At 71.3% G+C, this 21750-nt stretch carries 17 protein-coding genes and 1 tRNA gene; 6 read left to right on the top strand and 12 right to left on the bottom strand.

Features of this window, described 5'->3' with window-relative positions; genetic code table 11:
- Both GUI43_RS14120 and GUI43_RS14115 read right to left on the bottom strand, forming a co-directional pair.
- On the bottom strand, positions 1 to 292 hold a 292-nt coding region (locus tag GUI43_RS14120; RefSeq protein ID WP_249037747.1), incomplete at its 3' end, for a DUF1028 domain-containing protein.
- A 51-nt stretch (positions 293 to 343) separates the two neighbouring features.
- A complete protein-coding gene (locus GUI43_RS14115; RefSeq protein ID WP_112698981.1) occupies positions 344 to 1564 on the bottom strand; it encodes a low temperature requirement protein A in 1221 nt (406 codons plus the stop codon).
- 154 nt (positions 1565 to 1718) lie between these two features.
- On the opposite strand from GUI43_RS14115, the gene GUI43_RS14110 reads away from it, so the two are divergent.
- Both GUI43_RS14110 and GUI43_RS14105 read left to right on the top strand, forming a co-directional pair.
- Positions 1719 to 2702, top strand: a complete 984-nt coding sequence (locus GUI43_RS14110; protein ID WP_112698980.1) for an LLM class F420-dependent oxidoreductase — start codon at positions 1719 to 1721, stop codon at positions 2700 to 2702.
- On the top strand, positions 2699 to 3490 hold the full coding sequence (locus GUI43_RS14105) for an SDR family oxidoreductase (protein WP_112698979.1): 792 nt from the start codon (positions 2699 to 2701) through the stop codon (positions 3488 to 3490). The genes GUI43_RS14110 and GUI43_RS14105 overlap by 4 nt, the downstream gene beginning before the upstream one ends.
- A 1248-nt stretch (positions 3491 to 4738) precedes the next feature.
- Here the strand turns inward: GUI43_RS14105 and GUI43_RS14100 are convergent.
- Both GUI43_RS14100 and GUI43_RS14095 read right to left on the bottom strand, forming a co-directional pair.
- Positions 4739 to 4933: a DUF397 domain-containing protein gene (locus tag GUI43_RS14100; RefSeq protein ID WP_112698978.1), complete on the bottom strand. Its 195-nt coding sequence runs from the start codon at positions 4931 to 4933 to the stop codon at positions 4739 to 4741.
- Complete coding sequence (locus tag GUI43_RS14095; RefSeq protein WP_112698986.1) at positions 4921 to 5667, bottom strand: DUF5753 domain-containing protein; 747 nt, start codon at positions 5665 to 5667, stop codon at positions 4921 to 4923. Before GUI43_RS14095 ends, GUI43_RS14100 begins: the two co-directional genes overlap by 13 nt.
- Before the next feature lie 376 nt (positions 5668 to 6043).
- Between GUI43_RS14095 and GUI43_RS14090 the strand changes: the two genes are divergently transcribed.
- The 3 genes from GUI43_RS14090 (at position 6044) to GUI43_RS33485 (ending at position 8051) form a co-directional block, all read left to right on the top strand.
- Positions 6044 to 6337 (top strand): hypothetical protein, encoded by a 294-nt coding sequence (locus tag GUI43_RS14090; protein ID WP_112698977.1) that lies wholly within the window; start codon positions 6044 to 6046, stop codon positions 6335 to 6337.
- Complete coding sequence (locus GUI43_RS14085; RefSeq protein WP_112698976.1) at positions 6337 to 6582, top strand: flavin reductase; 246 nt, start codon at positions 6337 to 6339, stop codon at positions 6580 to 6582. The genes GUI43_RS14090 and GUI43_RS14085 overlap by 1 nt, the downstream gene beginning before the upstream one ends.
- Before the next feature lie 494 nt (positions 6583 to 7076).
- Positions 7077 to 8051 carry a DNA replication complex GINS family protein gene (locus GUI43_RS33485; RefSeq protein WP_146765905.1) on the top strand — a complete coding sequence of 325 codons (975 nt, stop codon included), beginning with the start codon at positions 7077 to 7079 and terminating at the stop codon, positions 8049 to 8051.
- Between the two features lie 196 nt (positions 8052 to 8247).
- Here the strand turns inward: GUI43_RS33485 and GUI43_RS14075 are convergent, their stop codons facing one another.
- The 5 genes from GUI43_RS14075 to GUI43_RS34575 form a co-directional block, all read right to left on the bottom strand.
- Positions 8248 to 10590, bottom strand: coding sequence for a transglutaminaseTgpA domain-containing protein (locus GUI43_RS14075; protein WP_249037746.1), 2343 nt, complete (start codon positions 10588 to 10590; stop codon positions 8248 to 8250).
- Complete coding sequence (locus GUI43_RS14070) at positions 10587 to 11759, bottom strand: DUF58 domain-containing protein (RefSeq protein ID WP_112698973.1); 1173 nt, start codon at positions 11757 to 11759, stop codon at positions 10587 to 10589. The genes GUI43_RS14075 and GUI43_RS14070 overlap by 4 nt, the downstream gene beginning before the upstream one ends.
- 14 nt (positions 11760 to 11773) lie before the next feature.
- Positions 11774 to 12769: an AAA family ATPase gene (locus GUI43_RS14065; protein ID WP_112583044.1), complete on the bottom strand. Its 996-nt coding sequence runs from the start codon at positions 12767 to 12769 to the stop codon at positions 11774 to 11776.
- A gap of 28 nt (positions 12770 to 12797) precedes the next feature.
- On the bottom strand, positions 12798 to 15422 hold the full coding sequence (locus GUI43_RS14060; RefSeq protein ID WP_249037745.1) for a fibronectin type III domain-containing protein: 2625 nt from the start codon (positions 15420 to 15422) through the stop codon (positions 12798 to 12800).
- 171 nt (positions 15423 to 15593) lie between these two features.
- Complete coding sequence (locus tag GUI43_RS34575; RefSeq protein WP_249037744.1) at positions 15594 to 18488, bottom strand: tetratricopeptide repeat protein; 2895 nt, start codon at positions 18486 to 18488, stop codon at positions 15594 to 15596.
- Between the two features lie 232 nt (positions 18489 to 18720).
- Between GUI43_RS34575 and GUI43_RS14045 the strand changes: the two genes are divergently transcribed.
- A tRNA-Leu gene (locus GUI43_RS14045) sits at positions 18721 to 18804 on the top strand.
- On the opposite strand, the gene GUI43_RS34255 is transcribed toward GUI43_RS14045, so the two are convergent.
- The 3 genes from GUI43_RS34255 to GUI43_RS14035 are packed head-to-tail and all read right to left on the bottom strand — an operon-like array spanning position 18786 to position 20724.
- Positions 18786 to 19424 (bottom strand): recombinase zinc ribbon domain-containing protein, encoded by a 639-nt coding sequence (locus tag GUI43_RS34255; protein WP_211326690.1) that lies wholly within the window; start codon positions 19422 to 19424, stop codon positions 18786 to 18788. The two genes, GUI43_RS14045 and GUI43_RS34255, sit on opposite strands and share 19 nt — an antisense overlap.
- A complete protein-coding gene (locus tag GUI43_RS34250; protein WP_211326689.1) occupies positions 19421 to 20467 on the bottom strand; it encodes a recombinase family protein in 1047 nt (348 codons plus the stop codon). The genes GUI43_RS34255 and GUI43_RS34250 overlap by 4 nt, the downstream gene beginning before the upstream one ends.
- Positions 20464 to 20724, bottom strand: coding sequence for a hypothetical protein (locus GUI43_RS14035; RefSeq protein ID WP_112698972.1), 261 nt, complete (start codon positions 20722 to 20724; stop codon positions 20464 to 20466). Before GUI43_RS14035 ends, GUI43_RS34250 begins: the two co-directional genes overlap by 4 nt.
- Between the last annotated feature and the right edge of the window lie 1026 nt (positions 20725 to 21750).

Here is a 21750-nt window from a genome sequence, read left to right as displayed (position 1 = left end):
GGTCACGTACCGCCCAGCCGGCCAGCGCGGCGGCGGCCAGGACGGCCACCGCCAGGCGGACCGGGTCGCCGTCGGCGGCGATCAGCCCGGCCACCACGTCGGCGGCGGCCACCCCGGTGCGCAGCAGGGTGAGGCCCTGCGGGCGGTAGGCGAGGTTGACGTGCGCCTGGGTGGCCAGCGCGCCCACCTCGGCGGCGGCCGGCACCAACGCCCCGGCGGCGAGGAACTTGCTGGCGACGGCCACGCCGTGCAGGCGGCCGTCGGCGGAGCGGGCGACGAGCGAGAAGGTCACCCGCCGAGACTAACCGGACCCCCCGGCTTCACATCGTCGTACGTCGTTCGATCAGGACGGCGGCGCGGCGGCCTCCGGTGGGGCGCCGTGGGCCCGGCGGGCGTCGGCGACCGCGACCGCGCCGAGCACCAGCGCCGCAACGGCGGTGGCGGCCAGTCCGGGCAGGTGCAGCAACGGGACGGCAGCCGCCGCCAGTACCAGGATGGCGATCCACCGTGCGCGGGAGACCCGCCCGAACACCTCGTACTCGAAGCGGGCCCGGCCGGCCAGGAACAGCGCCGGCCCACCCAGCACCGTGGCCAGCCACGGCCCCGGGATCCGGTCCAACGGGTGTTCGATGATCAGCTCGTAGCCGATCGCGGTCGCGGCCAGGCCCACCACCATGACCAGGTGGGTGTTGGCCGCGGAGCGGCCGATACTGGCGGGGCGCCGGGCCTTCATCACCGCCTCGGCCAAGACCTGCCCGGCCCGTTGCACATAGACCCGCCACAGCAGGATCGACGTCGCCAGGGCCAGCGAGAACGCCCAGGCGTGCCCCGCCTTGTACGGTGCCTTGGTGTAGGTGAGCCCCGCCACCAGGAGCGTCTCGCCCAGCGCGACGAGGAAGAACTGCTGGTAGCGCTCGGCCAGGTGCTCCCCGGCGATCTCCCACTTCGAGACCGTCGACCGGCCCAGCCCGGGCACCGGCCAGCCGAACCAGGCGGCCGCGTACTCAAGGACCAGCGCCGCCGTCCAGAGCAGCACCTGAGCGCCTGTTCCCAGCAGCGCCCCGGTGATCCACAGCACCCCGGTGACGGCGAACACCACCGCCATGCGCACCTTCAGCCAGCGGTATGGGCGCGGCCCGAACACCATCGACAGGACCACCGGTCGGGAGACCTGCGCGACCACGTACGCCACCGCGAACATCAGCGCGGTCTGGCTGAACGCTTGGGGGATCGCCACCCCCATCACCATCCCGGCCACCAGGGCGGTCAGCACCACGCTCTGCAACGCAATCCGGTACGGGTCGTACCGGCTGGTCGTCCAGGTGGTGCCCTGCCAGATCGACCAGAGCGCGAGCAGCAACAGCAGCGTCTTGCCGCCGCCGGTGACCGCCGCCCAGCCGTTCTCCCGGCCCGGCCCACTGGTCAGATCCTCGAACGCGCGCGCGGAGATGCGGGTGAGCGCGAAGACGTAGGCCAGGTCGAAGAAGAGTTCCAGGAACGTCGCCCGACCGGGCCCCGTCGCCGCCGGGACCGGCTCCAGGTGTCCCGCCGCCCTGGAAACCATGGTCAGCGGCCTGCGCCCTCGGTCCGGTCCACCTCGAAGTGGTAGCACCTCCCACCGGCGCGCACGGCCGGAAACCGGCGATTCTGCCCAACCCAGGGATCTTGCTCGGGCCCGCGTCAACGGGCACGATCGACCGGTGACGAATCGATGGGGCATGACGGTGCCGCTGGGCGGAATCGCGCTGGCGCAGCACGACGCGGCCTACGCGGCCCTCGACCGGGCCGGGTTCACCGACGTCTGGTCGTCCGAGGTCGCCGGGACCGACGCGTTCACCCCGCTGGCGCTCGCCGCGGCCTGGCAGCCGGGGCTGCGGCTCGGCACCGCGATCACACCGGTCTTCACCCGGGGCCCCGGGTTGCTGGCGATGAGCGCGGCGGCGCTGGCCGAGGCCGCGCCGGGCCGGTTCTCGCTCGGCATCGGCGCGTCCTCGCCCGTGCTGGTACGGGACTGGAACGCGGTGCCGTTCGACGAGCCGTTCCGCCGCACCCGCGACATGCTGCGTTTCCTGCGCGCCGCGCTGGCCGGCGAGACCGTCGACGAGGCCTACGACACGTTCACCGTCCGCCGGTTCACGCTGGAACGACCGCCCGCGGTGCCGCCACCGATCCTGCTCGCCGCGCTGCGCCCGGGCATGCTCCGGCTGGCCGGCGCGGAAGCCGACGGGGTCATCCTCAACTGGCTCAGCGCCGACGACGTGCCGCGCGCCCTCGCCGAGCTGGGCGAGCGCCGCACCGGCTTCGAGGTCGCCGCCCGGATCTTCGTCTGCCCCACCGAGGACGCCGCGTACGCCCGGGCGCTGGGCCGTCGGCTCATCACCAGCTACCTCACCGTCCCGGCGTACGCCGAGTTCCACCGTTGGCTCGGCCGCGACGAGGCGCTCGCGCCCATGTGGGCGGCCTGGGCCGCCGGTGACCGGCGCGGGGCCAGCGCGGCGGTGCCCGACGAGGTGGTCGACGCGCTGGTGCTGCACGGCTCACCGGAGCGGTGCCGCGCCGAGGTGCGCCGCTACGCCGACAACGGGGTGGACGTGCCCATCGTCGCGCTGCTGCCCACCCCCGAGGTCACCGCCGGCGGCGCGACCGCGCTGCTCAGCCTCATCGCCCGATTGGGCACCAACTCCGTGGAGGCGTCCGCGTGAACCTCACCGACCGGATCGTGGTGGTCACCGGCGGAGCCGGCGGCATCGGCGCGGCGCTGTCGCGCCGGTTCGCCGCCGAGGGGGCCGCCGCCGTGGTGGTCGCCGACCTGGACGCCGACGCGGCCCGCGCGGTGGCCGAGGGCATCGGCCCGGTCGCGCACGCCCGCGCCCTCGACGTCACCGACGAGGAGCAGGTCCGCGCGCTGGTCGCCGACACCGAGCAGCGGTACGGCCGGATCGACCTGTTCTGCGCCAACGCCGGGGTGACCACCGGCGGGGGAGTGGAGGTCGACGACGTCGGCTGGGACCGCTCCTGGCGGGTCAACGTGCTGGCCCACGTCTACTCGGCCCGCGCGGTGCTGCCCGGAATGCTGGCCCGGGGCGGCGGGCACCTGCTGCACACCTGCTCCGCAGCCGGTGTGCTGACCGCGGTGGGCGACGCCGCGTACACCGCGACGAAGCACGCCTCGGTGGGGTTCGCCGAGTGGCTGGCCATCACCTACCGGGACCGGGGCATCCGGGTCAGCGCGCTCTGCCCGCAGGGGGTGGACACCCCGATGCTCGCCGACGGGCTCGCCGACGGTCACCTGGGCGCCCGGGTGGTCGCCGCGTCCGGTGCGGTGCTCACCCCGGACCAGGTCGCCGACGCGGCCATCGCCGGGCTGGCCGAGGAACGGTTCCTGATCCTGCCGCACCCCGAGGTCGCCGACTACGCGCGCCGCCGCGCCGAGGACCCGGACGGCTGGCAGGCCGGCATGCGCAAACTCATCCGCCGGCTGACCGCCTGACCCGCTACCGCGCCGGAACGCGCCCGGCGGCCAGGAGATGGGCACTGGAACTGATCAGCGAGCGGACCGTCCGTCGCCACCTGTCTGCCGCCCAGGTGCCGCCAGTGCGTCGGCAACCGGCCAAGCTGACGGCGCACGCGATGGTCTGATGCCTATCAGGCCGACCGCTCGCCTGCTTCAGCCCAGCGCAAACCGGGGGCGGCAAAGCTGCCGCCCCCGGTTCGGGCTAGCCGTCCGGACAAGAAATCTCCGTCACGCTGGCTGCCATATCTCGCGCTCGGTGTAGGTCTAGACCTACACTCGTTGCATCGTCCGGCTCGTTACAAGTCGTTACAACGAGGCGAGGCGATACGAAGGCCGACGCTTGGGCGTGGAAACTTCGGCGACGGCTTGACGCTGGTGGTGTGGGTCTGCCGACCTGTTGGTTCAGGTGGGCCCACCACTGGATGAGTTGGTCAGGATGACGACCAACATCACCACGTAGTAGACGATCTTCAGTGCGGTTGCTGCTACTTCGCCCGCTCTCCGGCACCAGTCGGTGTTGAATCGCAGACCGTGGCCCGATGGCCGGGCCGAGTGTTTTCCCACCTACCACCCCTTCAGGTAAGGGGGACCACGGACCTTTTCGTCGTCCCCGCGGCCGCTGGGGACGTACTGAGGTCATCTCAGGTTGGCGAGCAGTATCGGCCAAAGCCCTCGTATCGCCTCGATGTACCTCCTTCGTCCTCAGTGGAGACGCTACAGCCGCCGGGCCGGTAGCTGGACCCAACCTGTAGGCGACTTACAGCGGTGCTACTACTAGATATACGGTCGGCCCTACGGCGAGTCGGGTCAAGTTGACCGGCGTGTCCGGCGCGTCACGGACCACCCGCCGGATCGCTGAGCAGCAGCAGGATCCAGCATCGAAAAGCAGGCCCTGCCAGGGAGTCGGAGCGTCGCCTGTCAGCTCGTGGGTTGTCACGTCCAGAACGCTACGGGGACGTGGGCGGTTGTGTCGCAAGCCCCGCAGCGCTGTAGCTCACGCTGCGTCTACGTATGATTGCGATCTGTAGCCACTGCTGACGGACTGTGCATGACTGTGCCAGTCAGTGCAGTTGATCTATCCGTTTGGTGGATGCTTCCACTCACCCGAACGCCAAACAGACTGTGCAGATTCGGGCACGCGTAGCGCTGTGCCCGGCGCGTCCACACAACGTAAAGCGCCCGTCCCCTGTCTCGGGGCGGACGCTTTCGCGCGCCTGGCGTTGGTTACGACCGCTCGGCGAACTCACCGACGAACGCGGCCCACGCGGCCGGAGGGAAGGTCAGCGCCGGACCCGACGGGTCCTTTGAGTCGCGCACCGCGACGACGCCCGGAAGGTTGTCGGCAACCTCGACGCAGTCGCCGCCGTTGGAGCTACTGCGGGTGCTCTTGCGCCAAAGGGCACCGGTCAGGTCAGCCATGATCTTGCCTCTAGGTAGTCGATGGTTTGGCGGCGTGGGAGAGCCACTGAGCGCAGCGTATCCCAGGTGGCCCAAAGGGCGGCGGTGTCGTTGGTCAGCCGTCCGGCAGCCTGATCATCGAGGTAAGCGACATCGCCGTCTTCGGTGGTGGCGATGACGAACGGCCCCGCTTGTCCGGCGTGAAGGCCCGCATCCAGCGGCAACACGTGAACAAACACATTCGGCCGCTGGGCCATCTTTACCAGGTGGTCTAGCTGCGGATTCATGATGCCGGGGTCGCCACGACGAAGAGCGAATTCGTCAATCACCGCGACGAAGAGTGGGGGCTTGCGTCGGTCGAGCACCACCGTTTGCCTGCGTAGCCGGGTCTCGACGTAGTCCGCGACCTCGTCCGGGCCGAGCACCCCACTGGCCAGCACCGCCGAGGCGTAATCAGGGGTTTGCAACAAGCCGGGAATGACCGCCACCTGAAAGGCGCGCAGGGCAGACGCCTGAAGCTCGGTCTCCACCCACGAGCGTAGCCACGCCGGTTCCCGCCGCTTCAAGACGTCCGGCCAAATGTCCTCAGCCTCACGGCCGAGCGCAGCGGCTGCGGCTGCGCGGTGGCGCGGGTGTGGGACTCGGCCGGGATTGACCCAGCGCGCCACCGTCTTCGGGTCTACGCCGACCTGCTCGGCAAGACTTTCGACGGTCTCACCTGTGTCAGCCATTGCCGCTCGTAGCGCCTGGTTCATGTCCACCTCCGAGCGGACGTCTTCAACGTCTATAGAACGTATAGCTACGTGGTGTAGCCGTCCAGCTTCGATGGGCAAGGTGCTTCGTAGACGGCGCGGCCGGTAGGAATTAGAACCCGGCGGACGCGTTCGTAACCGGGGCCGCCCCTACTCGGCGATGCACTTATGGGGGCGGCCCATCTTCAAAGCTAGGAGCAGGGGGAGCGCGCGTGCCCGAGCCACCCGAACCGAAGCCTGAACGGAAGCCCGCGCAGAAGCCTGGCCCGGTGAAACCGCCGATGCCCTGGCCGCTGGGGACCTTCGTCCAGGTCGGGCCGTCCCCGACTAGGCCGTTTACATGCCGTAACCACGTCCCTGATAGCCGCTGGGTGCACGCATGAGCGCGGCCGCGCGGAAGGTGGCGACGGGCGACGTCCTGCACCTGACCCGCGCCGCCAGTGTGCAGTTCATGCGCCCGATCTTCGTGCGCGTGATTCGGGTACTCGACTGGCCGACGTACGACGGTTGGCTCTGGCTCGACGGGTACGAGCTGGGCGCAAGCGGGGACGCTGTCGCGCGGCGTTCGTTGTTCGTCATGTCCGGCGGCCTGGTTTGGCAAGACCCTCCGCCACCTCCCGCTCGGAAGACCGCCCGTTGCCCGGTCGCCCGCAAGCCGATTCGGGTCGGCTGATGCGCGACGAGCCGGAGCACAAGCCGTTACGCCCGTCGTGGCGCTGCCCTAACTGCGGCATGCTCTGGCCCTGCTCGGCCGCGAAGCTGCGCCTCCTCGGGAAGTTCCGCGAGGATCGGTCGGGCCTGCTCGTGCACATGGCAAAGGTTCAGGAGGAGGAGGCGGCCGACCTGAAGCGGCTCAACCCAGACGCCACGCTGCCGGACCTGACCCCGCGCTTCGTCGGCTGGGCCCAGGCTCGCTAGCTCCCACCACTTCGCCCGGACGTGCCGAATCGCCCGCGAGGAGTGGCAGGGCTGGTCCGGCCTTTCGGGGCCGCGTGCACCAGACCCGCTTACAGGCAGCATCGTGGCCTCGGCCGCCGTCAGGGCGTCGGACTGCCGACGGCCACGCTACGAAGAGACCTACCCTGAACACGGGTGGCCGTGTCCCTATCAGCGGTCCGCCGACGCCACCCGACCCGGCGACAACCCCCCCCGGATCATCCGAACGACAGGGGCAGGAAGTCATACCGGGCCGGGCGACCGAGGGTCCCCGGCTGGGGACGATCAAAAAGGTAACGGGGGCGGGACCCTTAGACCCGACTCCCTCACCGAAGCGGCATAGCGTCCCTGGCTCTGTGCGGGCCGGCAGGTCAAAGTCAACAAATCGTGGATGCTCAGCCGATAAGCTCCTAAAGGATCATCCGCTGCTGGGCCCCGTCGCAGGTGAATGATGACCGACGATGTAAGCTCGCAGCGTGACTAACCCGGATAACGCCCACTCGGCGGAGGAGGGCACCACCTCAGGTGCGGGTCCTCGCAAGGGCAGCGGTAAGCGCAAGGCGAGGGGCCAACGGATCATCGGCCAGCGAAGCCCGCAGATGGGGAACTACATCAAGCGAAAGCTCATGCGTTCACCGTTCAAGCGCGGCGGTGGCCCTGCTCCGGAACGAGTTCGCGACTCGTCCGGCGATGACAGAAGCCGAACCAAGCCGAAGCCTTTTTCTGCGCAGGTCCCGCTGATTGATCAAATTCGGTATGCCGTGCGTCCTTATGTTGTCACTGCCGAAAAGGCATTGCGGTCTCCTAAGGTCCGCGCGTCAACGGCTAAGACGCGGACCACGTTCTATGTCGCTAGCATCGGGCCAGAGCTGACAGGTCGAGAAGAGCGCTCAGCTCTGGATGAGATCTCGGTCGTCGTCTACCTCGATACGGACGATGAAGAGATGATTGCGCGAACGCTTGACCGGGTCGACGCGCTGCGCATGCTTGCCGGGTACGGTGCTGAAGAAGACATCAGTGTCCGCCGTGGATCAATCTTCCGGCGCTCCCGCGCGGCGGTGCAACGAGTCTTCTCTTCCCGCGAGGTAAAAGACCGCCTAGTGAAGCTAGAGCGGGCGCTTGAGTTGACCGTGGTCGACAGTCGGCAAGCGGAGTACGACAGCGTCGAGGCCGACGCGGTTCAAAAATTGCTTGAGTCGCTTCAGGACATCCCTCGTGCTTGCATGCGGGTGGGTTCGATATTTGTAGTGAAGTACCAGGCTGCGGGGGAGTCGGTAATCCTCGTGCGCAACCTGTCGCAGATGGAGATCCGTGCCCTTGAGCGCTTCCCCGAGATTCAAGCTTCGCCAGAGCGCGCCTTCGGAGCACTTGCTACGGCGGTCGATTCCATGGACGAGGTGAGGGCGCAGAACGAGCGGATCACTTTGCAGGCGACGTCAGAGGAGGCGTAGTCCGCCTCGGTTAAGCGTCAATAGGACGATCAGTGACCGTGCCCGTTAGAGCTTAAATCGTCCACGCTTGATGGTCGTCGTTGCGCCTACACACCGCCAGCGTGTTTCGACCCGGCACCTGCCACCGCTGACCCTCCCGTCGGTGATCAAGAGGTTTGCGTCAGAAGTGGACCCGCAGTCGACGCAACGCTCTTGATCAGCGCGGGGCGCGGCGGGCGCGGCGCAGGGGAGTGGGGTGCACGGACCAGAGCAGGCGGCGCCACCAGGGGCGGGCCGAGCGCAGGGTGGCCACGTAGGCGGTGGCCACCTCGGCGGCGCGAGCCGCCTGGTCCGGCGTCGCGGCGCCGGGGGCGAAGCCCACCTGATTGAGCAGGGCCGCCAACTCGTCGACGGCCGGGCTGGACTCGCCCACCGCCGCTACGCCGCCGATGGACGCGTCGGCGGTCGTGTCGTCGCCGGTCGTGCCCGCTCGGGCGTCGGCGAGGGTCCGGCGGGCGTGCCCGGCGATCTCGGTCGCGGCCAGGTCGTCCCCGACCGGTCTGCCGGCCAGCCGGAGCGCGTCGGTGACCTCCCGCCAGGCGCCGGCGATACGCTGGCCGGGGTCGCCCCGCACCAGCCGGCTGCGGGTGAGGGAGCGGCGCATCGCCAGCAGGGTGAGCAGGAGTGCCCCCACCACCAGCAGCAGGCCGCTACTGCCACCGGCGACCAGCACCGGCGTGGAGACCCCGTCCGGGCCGGGCGGGGCGTCGGCGACGGCCGCCGGCTCCGGTGAGGCGCTCGGCTCCGCGGTCGGTGCCGGCGCCTCCGACGGCGGCGGGTCCTCCGGCGTCGGGCGGAAATCCTCCTCCACCGGTCTCGGCTCGTCGTTGGGACGCGGCAGCGGGTCGAACGCCACCCAGCCCAGCCCGTCGAAGAGCACCTCCGGCCAGGCGTACGCGTCACCGGCCAGCACCGGCCCCTGCCCGCTGGTCCGGAAGCCCACCACCACCCGCGTGGGCAGCCCGGAGAGCCGGCCGAGGACCGCGAAGGCCGCCGCGAACTGCTCCGAGGTGCCCTCCTGCCCGCCGCCGTTGCGGGGCCCGAACAGGAAGAAACCCAGATTCGGGTACGCGTGCCCGCTCGGGGCGTCCGCCACCACCCGGTAGTGCTCGGCCAGGAACTGCTCGATCGCCGACGCCCGTGCGAACGGCGCGCCGTTCTCCTCGGCGAGTTGGGTGGCCAGCCGGCGCATCGGGTCGGGCACCCCGTCCGCGACCCGCAGCACCCGGGCCACCTCGTCGCCGGCGGGCACGTTCGCGCTGGCCAACAGATTCGAGTCGGGGCGTTCCTCGGCGGAGGTCACCGAGTACCGCAGCCCCGGCGTCAGCCCCTCCGGCCGGATCAGCGTCCCGCTCGCCGGGTCGTACGCCACCCGCGCCCCACTGACCTCCCGGGGCGTCGCCACGGCGGGCAGCAGCCGGCCGCTCAACTCGGCGACGCTGATCTGCTGCCGGACCGTCTGCACAGTGCTGTCCCGGGCCGCGGTCGCGGCCGGCAGGATCCGCCCGGCGTTGCGGTACGTCGCGCCGACCCGCCAGGTCACCCCGTCGTAGTCGCTGAGCACCGCCAACCGGATCCGCACACTGCGCGCGGTGTCCGCCGCCGGGTCAGCCTCGGGCGGTGCGTCGGCGGGCGGTGCGTCGAGGCGTTGCGTGCTCACGTCGAGGAGTTTCTGCTCCGGGTGCAGCGCCCAGCCGGAGATCCGGATCAACGGGTTCTCGTCGAGCGTCTGCACCTGCGGTGGCTCCACGTACCGGCGCGGGTCCACCGGCCGGCCGTCGACCTGTTCCGCGACGACCGGACCGAGCAACGCCACCAGCCCGACCACCACTGCCACCCCGAACGCCGCGCTGGTGGCCAGCCGCAGTCGCACCGCCGCGCGTACCCGGGGGGTCAGCTCGGCGGTCGGATCGCCGCCGCCGGACGCGGTCCGGGTGGGGGCGGCCAGACCGAGGGCCGCGACCGCCACGAACGCCAGCGTCGAACCCAGCGCCGGTTCGGCGTTCGGGCCGACCACGTAGAGGGCGGCAGCGTAGAGCCCCGCCGCCGGCAGGTAACCCAGCAGCACCCGGCCGGTGCGCAGCGCCACCTCCGCGCCGGTCAGCCCGGCCAGCCAGGCCGCGACGACCGGCACCAGCACCGTGTCCGGGGTGGGCTCCACCGGGATCATCGCGGTGAGCAGCCGGGGGATGCCGTTGCGGGCGGCGTCCGCGGTGACCTCCAGCAGGCCGCCCGGCAACTCGGCGCGGGTGGCGGCCAGCCGCAGCGACCACAGTGTCCAGCCGGCCATCGCGGCCACCGACACCGGCGCCACCAGCCACGACGGCAGCCGCCGGGCGGCCACGCTGACCAGCACCGAACCCGCCGCCGCGCCGACGACCAGCCAGGTCAGCAGGCCACCGGCGTACACCCGGCCGAGCACCACCCCGGCGAGCGCCGTCAGCCCGATCAGCGCCAGCGGCAGGACCGCCGCCCGCAGCACCCGCACGGCGCCCGTCACCACCGGCGTACCCCGTCCCACTCGGCGGCGAACTGCGCACCGTCGGCCGCGTCGACGACCACCAGGCCGGCGGCGCCCGGCGGCGTCGGCTCGGCCGCGCCGAACACAGCGACCACCACCGACGGGTACGCCCCGCGCAGCGCCCCGACGTGCCCCAGCTCGTCGCGACCACCCGGCCCGGTCAGGAAGATCAGCGTGTCGCCGAGCCGGTCCTGCCGCAGCCGGGTGGTGGCCGCCCGCACCGCGTCACCGTCGTCGGACAGGTCGGCGGCGGCGAGCCGGTCCAGCGGCCCGAGCGCGCCGTCGGCCTCGCCGTCGGGGCCTGTGGCCTCCGCAAGCTCCGCGGCGGCCAACAGCAACAGCACCGGCAGGTCGGCGCGGTGCGCGGCGGTGACGACCGACGCCGCCGCCTCACAGGCCGACTCGAACGACTCCGCCACCCCGCCGACCCGCTGCGGGTGCGCGGCGGCACGGTTGTCCAGCAGGACGACCAGGCGCGGCAGGCTGGTGTCCACGTTCTCCCGCACCATCAGCTCACCCACCCGGGCGCTGGTGCGCCAGTGCACCCGCCGCAGCTCGTCACCGACCACGTACTCCCGCAACGAATCGAACATGATCGACCCGTGCGGAACCCCGTCCACCCGGCCGTCGAGGCTGCGCCCCGCGCCTCGGGGCACCGCCGTCAGCGGATGGATCCGGGGGTGCACCCAGACCGGCACCGCCGCACCGTACGGGCGGGCCAGCGCCACCAACCCCAACGGGTCGCGTCGGGTCACCCGCAGCGGACCGACCGGCACCACCCCACGACGGTCAGTCGGCACGTCGTAGCGGACCTCGGTGTCCCGGCCGGGTCGCAGGCGCAGCACCGGCACCGGCACGGCCCGCTCCCCGCACCGGTCCTCGGCCAGCAGGTTCGCCGAGCGCAGCCGCCCGGTGTTGCGCACTGTCAAGGTCATGCTCGCCGGCTCGCCGCGCGCCACCCGGTCCGGGTCCGCGCGGCGGGTGACCGTCAGCCGGGGCCGCCACGCCGCGACCAGCGCGGCGTAGCCGACGGCCGCGCCGGCCGCCGCACCGAGCAACGTCAACTCGGGGTACGCGAACCGGAAACCCACCCCCAGCAGCACCACGGCGGCGACGAGCAGCCCGACCCCACGGGCGGTGATCCCCATCGCGCTGCTGCCGGTCAGCCCTGCACCGGAGCGGGTTGCCCCGACGGCAGCGGCACCGGCACCGAGGCGACGGCCTGGCGCAGCACCTCCGCGGGGGTCATCCCTCGCACCTGGGCGTCCGGGGTGAGCAGCAGCCGATGCGCGAACACCGCCTCGACGAGCGCCTTGAGATCCTCCGGCATGATCCAGCCCCGCCCGTCGATCAGCGCGTACGCGCACGCCGCGCGGGTCAACGCGATCACGCCCCGGGGGCTGACCCCGACGCGTACCTGCGGGTGGGTGCGGGTGGCCGCGGCCAACCGGACCGCGTACGCGTAGAGCGGCTCGGCGATGTGCACCCGGCGGGCCATCCGGACCATCTCGCCGACGGTGGCGGTGTCGGTGACCGGGGCGAGCGCCTCGGGGGACCGCACTGTCGCCCCGCGCAGCACCTCGACCTCGACGGCCTCGTCCGGGTACCCGACGGAGAGCTTCACCAGGAAGCGGTCCAACTGCGCCTCGGGCAGCCGGTAGGTGCCGTCCATCTCCACCGGGTTCTGGGTGGCGACCACCAGGAACGGCGACGGCACCGGGTGCCGGACCCCGTCCACTGTGACCGTGCGTTCCTCCATCACCTCCAGCAGCGCCGACTGGGTCTTCGGCGACGCCCGGTTGATCTCGTCGGCGATGACGATGTTGGCGAAGACCGGCCCCGGATGGAACTCGAAGTCCCGGGTCGCCTGGTTGAAGATCGTCACGCCGGACACGTCCGAGGGGAGCAGGTCGGGCGTGAACTGGATGCGCCGCCACTCGCCCTTCACCGTGGCGGCGATGGCCCGCGCCAGGGTCGTCTTACCGACCCCGGGCACGTCCTCCAGCAGCACGTGACCCTGGGCGAAGAGCGCGGTCAGTGCCAGCCGCACCACCTGCGGCTTGCCGAGCACCACCGCGTTGACGTTCTCGGCCAGCCGGGCGGCCAGGGCGGCGAAGCCCTGCACCTCCGGCTGGGTGAGCGGCTCGTGGGTGTTCACGGTCGGTGGTGCTCCTCGCCTGGTGTCCTCAGCAGGTGGGCAGGACGTTGATGTTGTCGCCGCCCTCCAGGTTGAGCCAGGCCCACGGGATGTAGTTCTTTCCCTTGAACTCGACCTGCACCCACCAGTTGCTCTGCTTCTGGTTGTTGTAGATCCACGAGTCGACGTTCTCGCCCGACTTCTTGCAGTACGCCTTGAGCCGGGTGCCGGGCTTGGCCCAGCCGGCCTGCTGGTCGTTGTCCTGCCGGGTGACCTTGAAGACCTCGTTGCCGTTGCGGCCGTCGACTTCCTTGTTGCAGTAGGTCCGCTGGTCACCGTCGGGCCCGTTGTTGCAGGTCGCGATCCCGAACATCGGCTGGGTTGCCTGCGCCTTCTTCGCGGTGCCCTTGCCGGCGGCGTTGCTCGCCGTCACCGTGAACGTATAGTTGGTGCCCGGCGTCAGGCCCGTCATCGTGATGCTGGAGCACGCCCCGGCCTTCGCCGGCTCGCCCGTCGTGGTCAGTGTGCAGGTGGCCTGACCGCCACCGGCGTCCACTGTGAACGTGAGAGTCGCCCCGGTGGCCGTCGACGACGAGCCGGTCACCGTGACCCGTGGCTCGGCCACCGTGCGGGCGGTGGCGGTGGCCTCCGGGCCCGGCCCCGCCTCGTTGACCGCCTTCACCTTCACCGTGACGTTCTGGCCGTTGCCCAGCCCGGTGACGGTCGTGCGGGTGTCGGTCACCTCGCTGACCCGCCCACCGACGTCCACCAGATACCTCGTCACCGGCCGACCGTTGGCTTCGGCCGGCGCCCACTGCACCGTCACCGCGCCCGGCTGGTTGGCGACAGTGCCGGCGCGCAGGTTGAGCGGCCGACCGGGCGCCGCGAAGGGCACCACCGTGTTGCTGACCGGGGAGGCCGCCGACCCGGCGCCCTTGCTGTTGACCGCCACCACTGTGAACGCGTACTGGGTGCCGAACTCCAACTCACCGGCGGGCACCACCAGCTCCGTCTTGGTCGACTCACCGGCCGGCGCGTTCGTCCCCGCCGAACTTGCCGTCACCGCGTACCTCGCGATGGTGTTGCCCTGCCCGTTCGCCGCCGGCCACTTGACGAGGACCGTGCCGTCCGGCCGTTCCTGCGCGGTGACGCTCGCCGGTGGATCGGGCACCGCGGCGGTCGGGGTCACCGGGTTGCTGTTGCGCGGCGGGCCGTCGCCCTTGGCGTTGACGGCGTGCACCGCGAACCGGTACGTCTCGCCGTTGGTCAGACCCTTGACCTCCACCGCACGCTGGTTGGCGCCCACCTCCAGGCGCTGCCCGGCGCCCTGCACCACGTACTTGATGATCTCGGCGCCGTTGGCGGCGGCCGGGCGCCAACTCACCCGCGCCTGGGCGTTGCCGGCGGCGGCGGTGACGCTGCGCGGCGCACTCGGCTTGCCCACCCGCGGCTTCTTCGGCGGAGGCGGCGGCGGAGGAACCGGCGGCGGGTCACCGCCGAGCACGTCGTTGGCGTACTTGTTGACCTCGCGCACCTGGTGCTTGTCGTCCACCACCCGCGCGGTCGCCGAGTCGGGGGAGTTGATGAACAGGTGGTTCTCCCGGACCTCCAGCTCCAGCGGCCCGTTGGCCCGCCCGCGGATGGTCTCGACCAGCTGACCCGCCGCGTCGAAGGAGTAGATGGTGCCGGTGGCCTCGTCGGCGCAGTAGAACCGGTTCGCCCAGGCCACCGCCGGGCTGAGCCGGTCCCCCTCACCCGGCACGGTGAACCCGCTCTCCTGCCCACCGTCACCCACCAGCAGCACCCGCCGGTCGGCGGTCACCGTGACCGGCACCCGTGGGCCGCTGGTGCGCGCGGGCAGCGCCGCCGGGCCGGACAGCGTCAGCGCCGTCGGATGCACCTCGCCGCGCTGCACCCGCACCAGCTTCCCGGCCGTCCGGTCGAGCACCGCCACCCCGTCGTCCAGGGTGGAGACCACCAGCTCGTGGCTGGCGTCGGCGACGTCGTACGACTCGACCCGCTGCGGGCTGAGCCCGGCACCCGCGGGCGCGGCCGACGCCGGCGCGGACGGCAGCTTGGCGGCGGTGATCGCCGAGACGGTGCCCTGGCTGGGCACCGCGATCCAGAGTCGACCCTTACCGTCGAAGGTGCCGCCGGTGATGCCCGGCGGATAGCGCACCGGCTCGCCGACCGGGGTGAGCGATCGCGGGTCGAGCTGCCGGACGATGCCCTGCACGGCGTCGACGACGAACGCCGCGTCCTCGTGCAGGACCACACTCACGCCCAGGCCGGGGGTGGTCCGGGTGGTCGCGCTGAGCTGGAGGGTGGCCAGATCCAGGGAGCTGACCTGCCCGGTCTGCAGGTCCCGCAGGATCAGCAGCCGGTCGGTCTGGGTGATCTGCATCGGATGCTGCCGGGCACCGGGGATCTCGGTGCGGGTGTCCACCCGGGCGGTGACCCCGTTGACCCGGGCCAGCTCGCTGCGCGCCGCGCTCCACAGCCAGGAACTCGCGTCGTAGTTGGCCACCGCGTTGTCCGCCGCGCCCAACCCGAGGACGGTCAGCCCCATGGCGGCCAACAGCGCGGCCACCGTGCCGACGGTCACCAGCCCGCCGCGCAGCCGGGACCGGGAGCGGGGGGCCTCGGTCTGTACGGCGTCGTCGATGCTGGCCACAGCCGGCTGCCTCCCTGAGTCGTGGCAGGTGGCGCGCCTTCCGGCGACCCCTCCCCTGAGCCGGGTGCCATCATATGGCGCTGGTGGTGGCGGGGGAACCCGCACCGTCACCCCTGTGGATACCGAGAGTGTGCGTTGTGGACGTCCAGCTCAGCCCGGTTTCCACTCGACTCAGCGCGGCGACGGTTGGCCGGAGGGCTCCCTGCTCGACGTGGCTTCGCGTTCCCGCGCGGTGCAGACCTGCCCGGAAGTCGCAAAGCTGTCAGTGGAGTAGACCGCCAACACGGTGAAACAGTGATCCACTCGGGAGTTCAACCCGTTGACCGTGTAGCTGGTCCGGCCCGGGTCCACGGTGGCGATTACGCCCAGGGCCTGTCCGGCCCGCCCGGCGGCGACCATGAACGGCACCGCGCCGCCGGTCGGGTCCGTCCAGGTCAACGTGATCGTTGTCGAATCGTCCCGCAGCTTCAGGTCGCCCGGCGGAAGCCCGGCCGCCGTCGGTGCCGCCGCCGTCGGCGTGGTCCCGGCCGGCGGCGGATCGTCGCGGGTCAGCAGCACCGCACCCAGGCCCACCACCGCCACGACGGCCACCCCGGCTGCCACGACCGCGCCGATCAGCGCCGCCCGGTTGCGGCCCGTCGACCCACCCTCATCGGCGTACGCCGGCCGGTACGCGTCCGGTGCCGGGTGGTACTGCTGACCCGGGTACGGCGCCTGGTGCTGGCCCTGGGTCGGGTATGGCGCCTGGGGCGGCTGGTGGTGGTACTGCTGGGCCGGTGGCGGTGCGGCCGGCGGCGCCAGTGCCGGGTCGGTGCCCGGTGACCAGGCCGGTTGCGCAACGGGGCTCGGCTGCGCGGCGATGGGGCTTGCCTGAGCGAGGCTCGGGTTTGTCTGGGCGGCGGTGAAGTGCGCCTGGGCGGCACCGGGGCTCGCCTGCGCGGGGGCACGGTTCGCCGGGGCGGGCTGGGCGGCGGTGGGCCAGCCCGGACCGGCCTCAACCCCGGCCGGGCCGCCGTGCGCCGGAACGGACGGCAACACCACGGTCTGGTCGGACAGCGCGCTACGGGCCCGCTGAGTCGGCACCACCGGGGCGTCGAGGATGCCCAGCCCGGAGTCGCCGTCCGCACCGGTGCCGCCCGCGTCCGTCATGCTCTGCCCGGCGGGCGTGCTCTGCCCGGCGGGCGTGCTCTGCCCGGCGGCGACGGCCTGCGCAGCCGCCGTGGTCTGCGGAGGTGTCGTGGTGGGGGAGTCGGCACCTGGATTTGGTAGGGGTTGCGGTGGGGCGCTGCTGCTCCAGGGCGGTGCGGTCAACCCCCAGGGCGGCACGGGTGGTGCGCTCACCGGAGGCGCGGAGACGGGTGGTCCGTAGGGCGGCCCCGAGACAGGCGGCCCAAAACCGGGCGGCGCGGACACCGGGTAGGTGTGCCCGGGTGGTCCGGACACGGGGTGGCCGTGGCTGGGTGGTGCGGATACGGGCTGGCCGTAGCCGGGTGGCACGGGATGGCCGTAGCCGGGCGGCGCGGAAACAGGTGGGCCCCAGCCGGGCGGTCCGGAGACGGGTGGGCCGTAGCCGGGTGGTGCGGAGACCGGGTATGGCTGGGCCGGTGGGCCGGATACCGGGTAGGGCTGGCTGGGTGGTGCGGAGATCGGATGCGGGGTCACCGGCGGTGCGCTGGTGGGTTGGGCCGGTGGACCGCTCACCGGGTACGCCGGTCCCGGGTGGTCAACGCTCGGGGAGGGCCTGCCCGGTGATGTCGCCTCGGCGCCGGACACGTTGTGCGATTCGGTCGGCGCGGTCGGCGCGGTTGGCCGGGCGGCGGCTCGGGCGGCCTCCTCGGCGAGCAGCGGCTCGATCTGGCGTACCCGGATCGTGGGGTTGTCCCAGCGAGGTGCCGGCACCGCCGGGGTCGCCGGCGGGACGGTCGACGCCGGGGCGGTCGGGGCCGCCGGCTGGGGGACCACCGGCGGGGTCGCCTGGTCGCCGACCCGCTGACGTGGTGCCACGGCCGGCCCGGACGGCGGTCGGTCTGGTGACCGCTGCCCGGCCGGCGTCGTCGGCGGGCCTTCAGCCTTCGGCCGGAGCATTGGGCCGACCGGTGGCCGGGACGGTCCGGGCGGTTGTTCATCGGGGTGCTCACGGGGTGGCATCGCACGCTCGGATGGTTGCTCATCGGTGCGCCGAAGCGGTGGTTGCGCTTCCGTGGGGGGTTGCCCGCTGACGCCCGAGCCGAGCGACATCGCATTCGCCGGCGGTGGCGTGTTGGCGCGCGGCCGGGGCGGCGTCACGGGTCTGGGTGGGGCCGTCGGCAGGCCGGGCTGCGCTGGCGCGATAGAGGGGGCTGCCGGCTGAACGGGCGTCGCCCGAGGGGCTGGAACGGATGCCGCGGTGGCGTGGCCGGGCGACGTGGGTGTGGCTGGTGCGCGTACCGGTGGAGGGGTTTGTTGGGGTGTGGCCGGCGGTTGCGGCGCCCACTGTGAGACGGCGGGCGGCGGGCCACCGGCGGAGGGCCGCATCGCGGCGAGGGTCGCCAGCGACAGGGTCGGGCCGGAGAGCGCCGACCGGGCACCGGGCTCGGTCACCGGGGCGGCCGGGGCCGGACCGGACGTCGGCGCGGGGTGCTGCTCGCCCGGTGTCGGCGGGGGTGGGCCGAGGTAGTCGCGGGCTGCGCGTACCGCCGGGTGGTTCTCCCCCAGCACGGCGGGACCGGCGGTGGCGACGCGGGTGTAGTTGCGGCGGGCCTCGTGCCGGTTGCCGAGCTCCTCCGCCACCTCAGCGAGCTCGAAGGCGAGGGCGAGCATCAGCGGATCGGAGTGCTCCCAGCGCCGCTCGCCCGCCGCGAACGCCTCCTCCAGCACCCGGCGGGCGGCGAGGGGGTCGTCCCCCTCCCGGTGTAGCCGTGCCAGCAGGTGCGTGGTGTGCAGCACCTCGGGATGGTCGTCACCGTATGGCGGGGGAGCGGATTCGATGGCCTCCGCGAGCAGTTGCCGGGCGGCGCTGAGGTCGCCCGCGGCGCGCAGGGCGAGGGCTCGGTGCTGGGCGGCTGCCAGGGGGGAGGGATGGGACACGTGGCAATGCTGCCGTCAGAGGGCCGCCGGACGCTACCCGGACACGCCTCGGCGGTGTGTCGGTGCGGCCGTTTTGAGGCGGCTTGAGCAGCGGCGGGATCGCCGTGGGAGAGGTGCCGGAAGGCGATGTGCATGATCCACGAGCGGCGTGTACAGTAACTCCCCGTGCGGCCCGCTGTGCTGACTGCCGGATGGAAGATCATCTGGTCGGCGAGGTAGGCTGAACGTGTAGGTCCGGGTGGCGGAATGGCAGACGCGCTAGCTTGAGGTGCTAGTACCCGTATAGGGTGTGGGGGTTCAAGTCCCCCCTCGGACACAAATGATTTGCCCACGGTGTGCGCTGAGATCGATTGCAGCGCGCACCGTTTGCGTTTCAGGCTGGTAGTTCAGCCGGAGAACGAGTTGCCGGTGGACCTCGGCCTTGTCGGCGGGATCGGCGTCGCGCAGCACGGCGGTGATGTCGCCGAGTGCGTCCACCAGGGTGGTGATTTCTGCTCGGCTCATCCTGCGCGCGGGGGTGCCCGTGTTCGCGGGGAGGTCTGCCTCCGCACGGGCGCGTTCGGCCTGGGTCTGCGCGATCCAGCCGGTGACCACCGCCGGGTCGGCTCCGGCGTCGAGGGCGGCCCGATAGCGCTCCAGCTTGGCGTCGCACTCGGTGATGATCGTCTGAGCTGCTGTGCCCGCTGCGGGCGAATGATCTAAGGGCTGGGATTCGGTCATCGCGGTGATCGTTTGCTGGATGTGGTGGGGTGCGAAGGCGGAGGCCAGCCAGGTGTCGAGCGGGTCGGTGAGAGCGTCCTCGCGCAGGTACACGTTGCGGGGATGCTCAACTTGGTTGGCGAGGGCGTATTCCTGCGGGAAGCGGCAGCGGTAGTAGGCGTCGCCATGGTTGTACTGGCCCTGCATGCGTCGGTCGCAGGCGGCGCAGTAGATCATGCCCCGGAAGACGTACGGGTTGCGGGTGCGCTGCCGGACGTGTTGTCCGCCGGTTCCTCGTCCGCGTCGTTGCAGTATCGCTTGGGCCTGCTCGAAGGTCGCGTCGTCGATGAGTGGCTCATGGGTGATGTCCTTGGAGACCACCCATTTGTCGCGGGGTTCCAGCGCATGACGCCGGTGTGGCCCATTGCCACGTCGTCGACGTCGAGCAGTACTTCGTCGGTGCGTTGTTTGTTCCAGACCTGCCGCCCTGTGTAGCGGGGGTTGGTGAGGATGACGCGTACGGCGCTCTTGGACCAGGCAATGCCGCTACGGTGCCGGTTGCGGGCCCGGTCGTGTGCCGATGGGCAAGGCACGTGGCTGGCGGTAAGTCCCTCGGCGATGGCGAAGAGGCCGATGCCGGCGAGGAACTCGGCGAAGATCTGTCGGACGATTGGGGCGGTCTGCTCGTCAGGAGTAAGGCCCTTGAGGTGTTTGCCATCGGCGGCCTTCGCGGGGTTGGGGTGGGGTCCAAGATCGCGGAGTGTGTAGCCGTAAGGCGGTCGCCCACCGAGGTAGCGCCCCTCGAGGAGGGTCTGAGCGGCCATGGCGGTGCGAACGCGCAGCTTGATCCGATTACGTTCCCCCTTGCTCATACCCCCGAAGACGGACATGACGAGTTCGTGCGCCTCGTTGTCGGGGTCGATCGGACCGCCAATCTCGGGCACCCAGAGTTCGACGCCGTAATGGGCGAACAGTGGCACCGTGAGGCCGAACTGGTTGCCGTAGAAGGCGCGGTGAGGCTCGCCGACGACGACGGCGGAGAACCCTCGCCCGGGGTTACGTAGCGCCGCGAGAAGGAGGTTGGCTTGGGTTCGACGCTGCCACGGGAGGGAGCGACTCTGGCCGATGTCGAAGTACTCGGCGACAATCCGGCCGTCGTGAGGCTGGATGAGCGTGGTCGCCCGAGTGAGTTGCCAGCTTCTGGATGACTCGGGGTCCTGGTTGTCTTCGGTCGAGACGCGGCCGTAGAAGGCGAAGGGTTGCGGTTGAGGGGTGATCATCCGTTCTCCTCGATCGAGTTGTCTGTTCGGTGGTCGTTGACGCGTCTGAGCAGCTTCAGCAGGGCGGCAGCGGCGCCAGCATGCAGCTCCGGTGGCCTCTGGGGAGCTTCCACCCTGATGATCGTGGTCGTCGCTCGCCCGGCTACGTCGTCGACCGTCCATGAACCGTCGCCTTCACTGGATCGGTCAAGTCGTGCGTCCGTCGCCTGGCCGGACTCCTTGCGTTGCTGATGTTGGTGATCGGACGGCAGAGTCATGCGCCTCCGTCCGGTGGCTCACCCGGCGGCGACATCCGTCGGTGGCAGGGCATCGTGTTAGAGGCGCGCGCTGTGTTGGATGGGTCGGTTGTCATGGAAAGGTCCTCCGAAGTTGATCCGTGTGCCGGTTGCTCCGGCGGGCATAAAGAAGCGGCCGACGCCGTCAGGCATCGGCCGCTTGTTGAGCAGGGCAGGCTTTACATCTATGCGTCGGTCATGTCCCTCAGGGGCCTTGAGACCGGCTAGCGCTGCTGGGCGGCGCGGCTTGGTGGTCGGTACTGCGTGGACTCGGACGCCTCCCGGAGACCACTCTGTTCCCGCGGAGTGCTCTGCGGTTCTGCAGAGCGGTCGACAAGGTCCTATGTGGCCTGGCAGGGGAGCGTGCGCAGGTCAAGGCGGTAAGGAGCTGTTGGCGGGCCTGGCCTTGCAACTGGGTGCAGGTTGGCGAAGTGGTCTCCGCGCCCGAAGTGCTCACCGACGCCGGAAGGAGACGATGGCGGTGACCTGTGGTGATGCGGTGGAGCGGTGCGGCGTGACCTCCCAGTAGAGGTCGAAGTGGTCAGGCGTTGCTGCTTCCGGGATGGCTGGCGCCGGCCGGCGTCTCGGGCCGCCTCACGCCACGCCTGTAGGTGTGCTGTAGGTCGATGTGGAGCGTTGCGGGTGGCTTGCCGGAGTCCGCCGCGGTTCCGTCATTCGAGACACCGATCCCACGGGGCGTGCCCTGACCAGGCCTTTAGGGCTGGAGACCTCTTCGGCGGGCCCGAAGTCGCCTAGAGGTTACTCAGCGGTGTGGGTCGCTGGTGGTCTGTAGCAGCTGGGGCGGTCGTCGCGGTTGCGGCATGGTCGGGATTTGGGCGTCTGCGGCCCGTCTAGCTGGATTGCGAACGGCGCGTCGACCGTTGCGTCAGCGCACCAGCCAGCAGCGGCGTTGATTGAGATCGTGCCCGTCATCAGCTCAGCCCGACGAGTTGCGAGACCGCTAGCGGAGCGGCGGGAGACCGGGGCGGCAAGGGAAACCGTCGTGTG

The organism is Micromonospora noduli, from assembly GCF_003264365.1.
Lineage (GTDB): Bacteria > Actinomycetota > Actinomycetes > Mycobacteriales > Micromonosporaceae > Micromonospora > Micromonospora noduli.
This window is presented reverse-complemented; position numbering and strand designations above follow the sequence as displayed.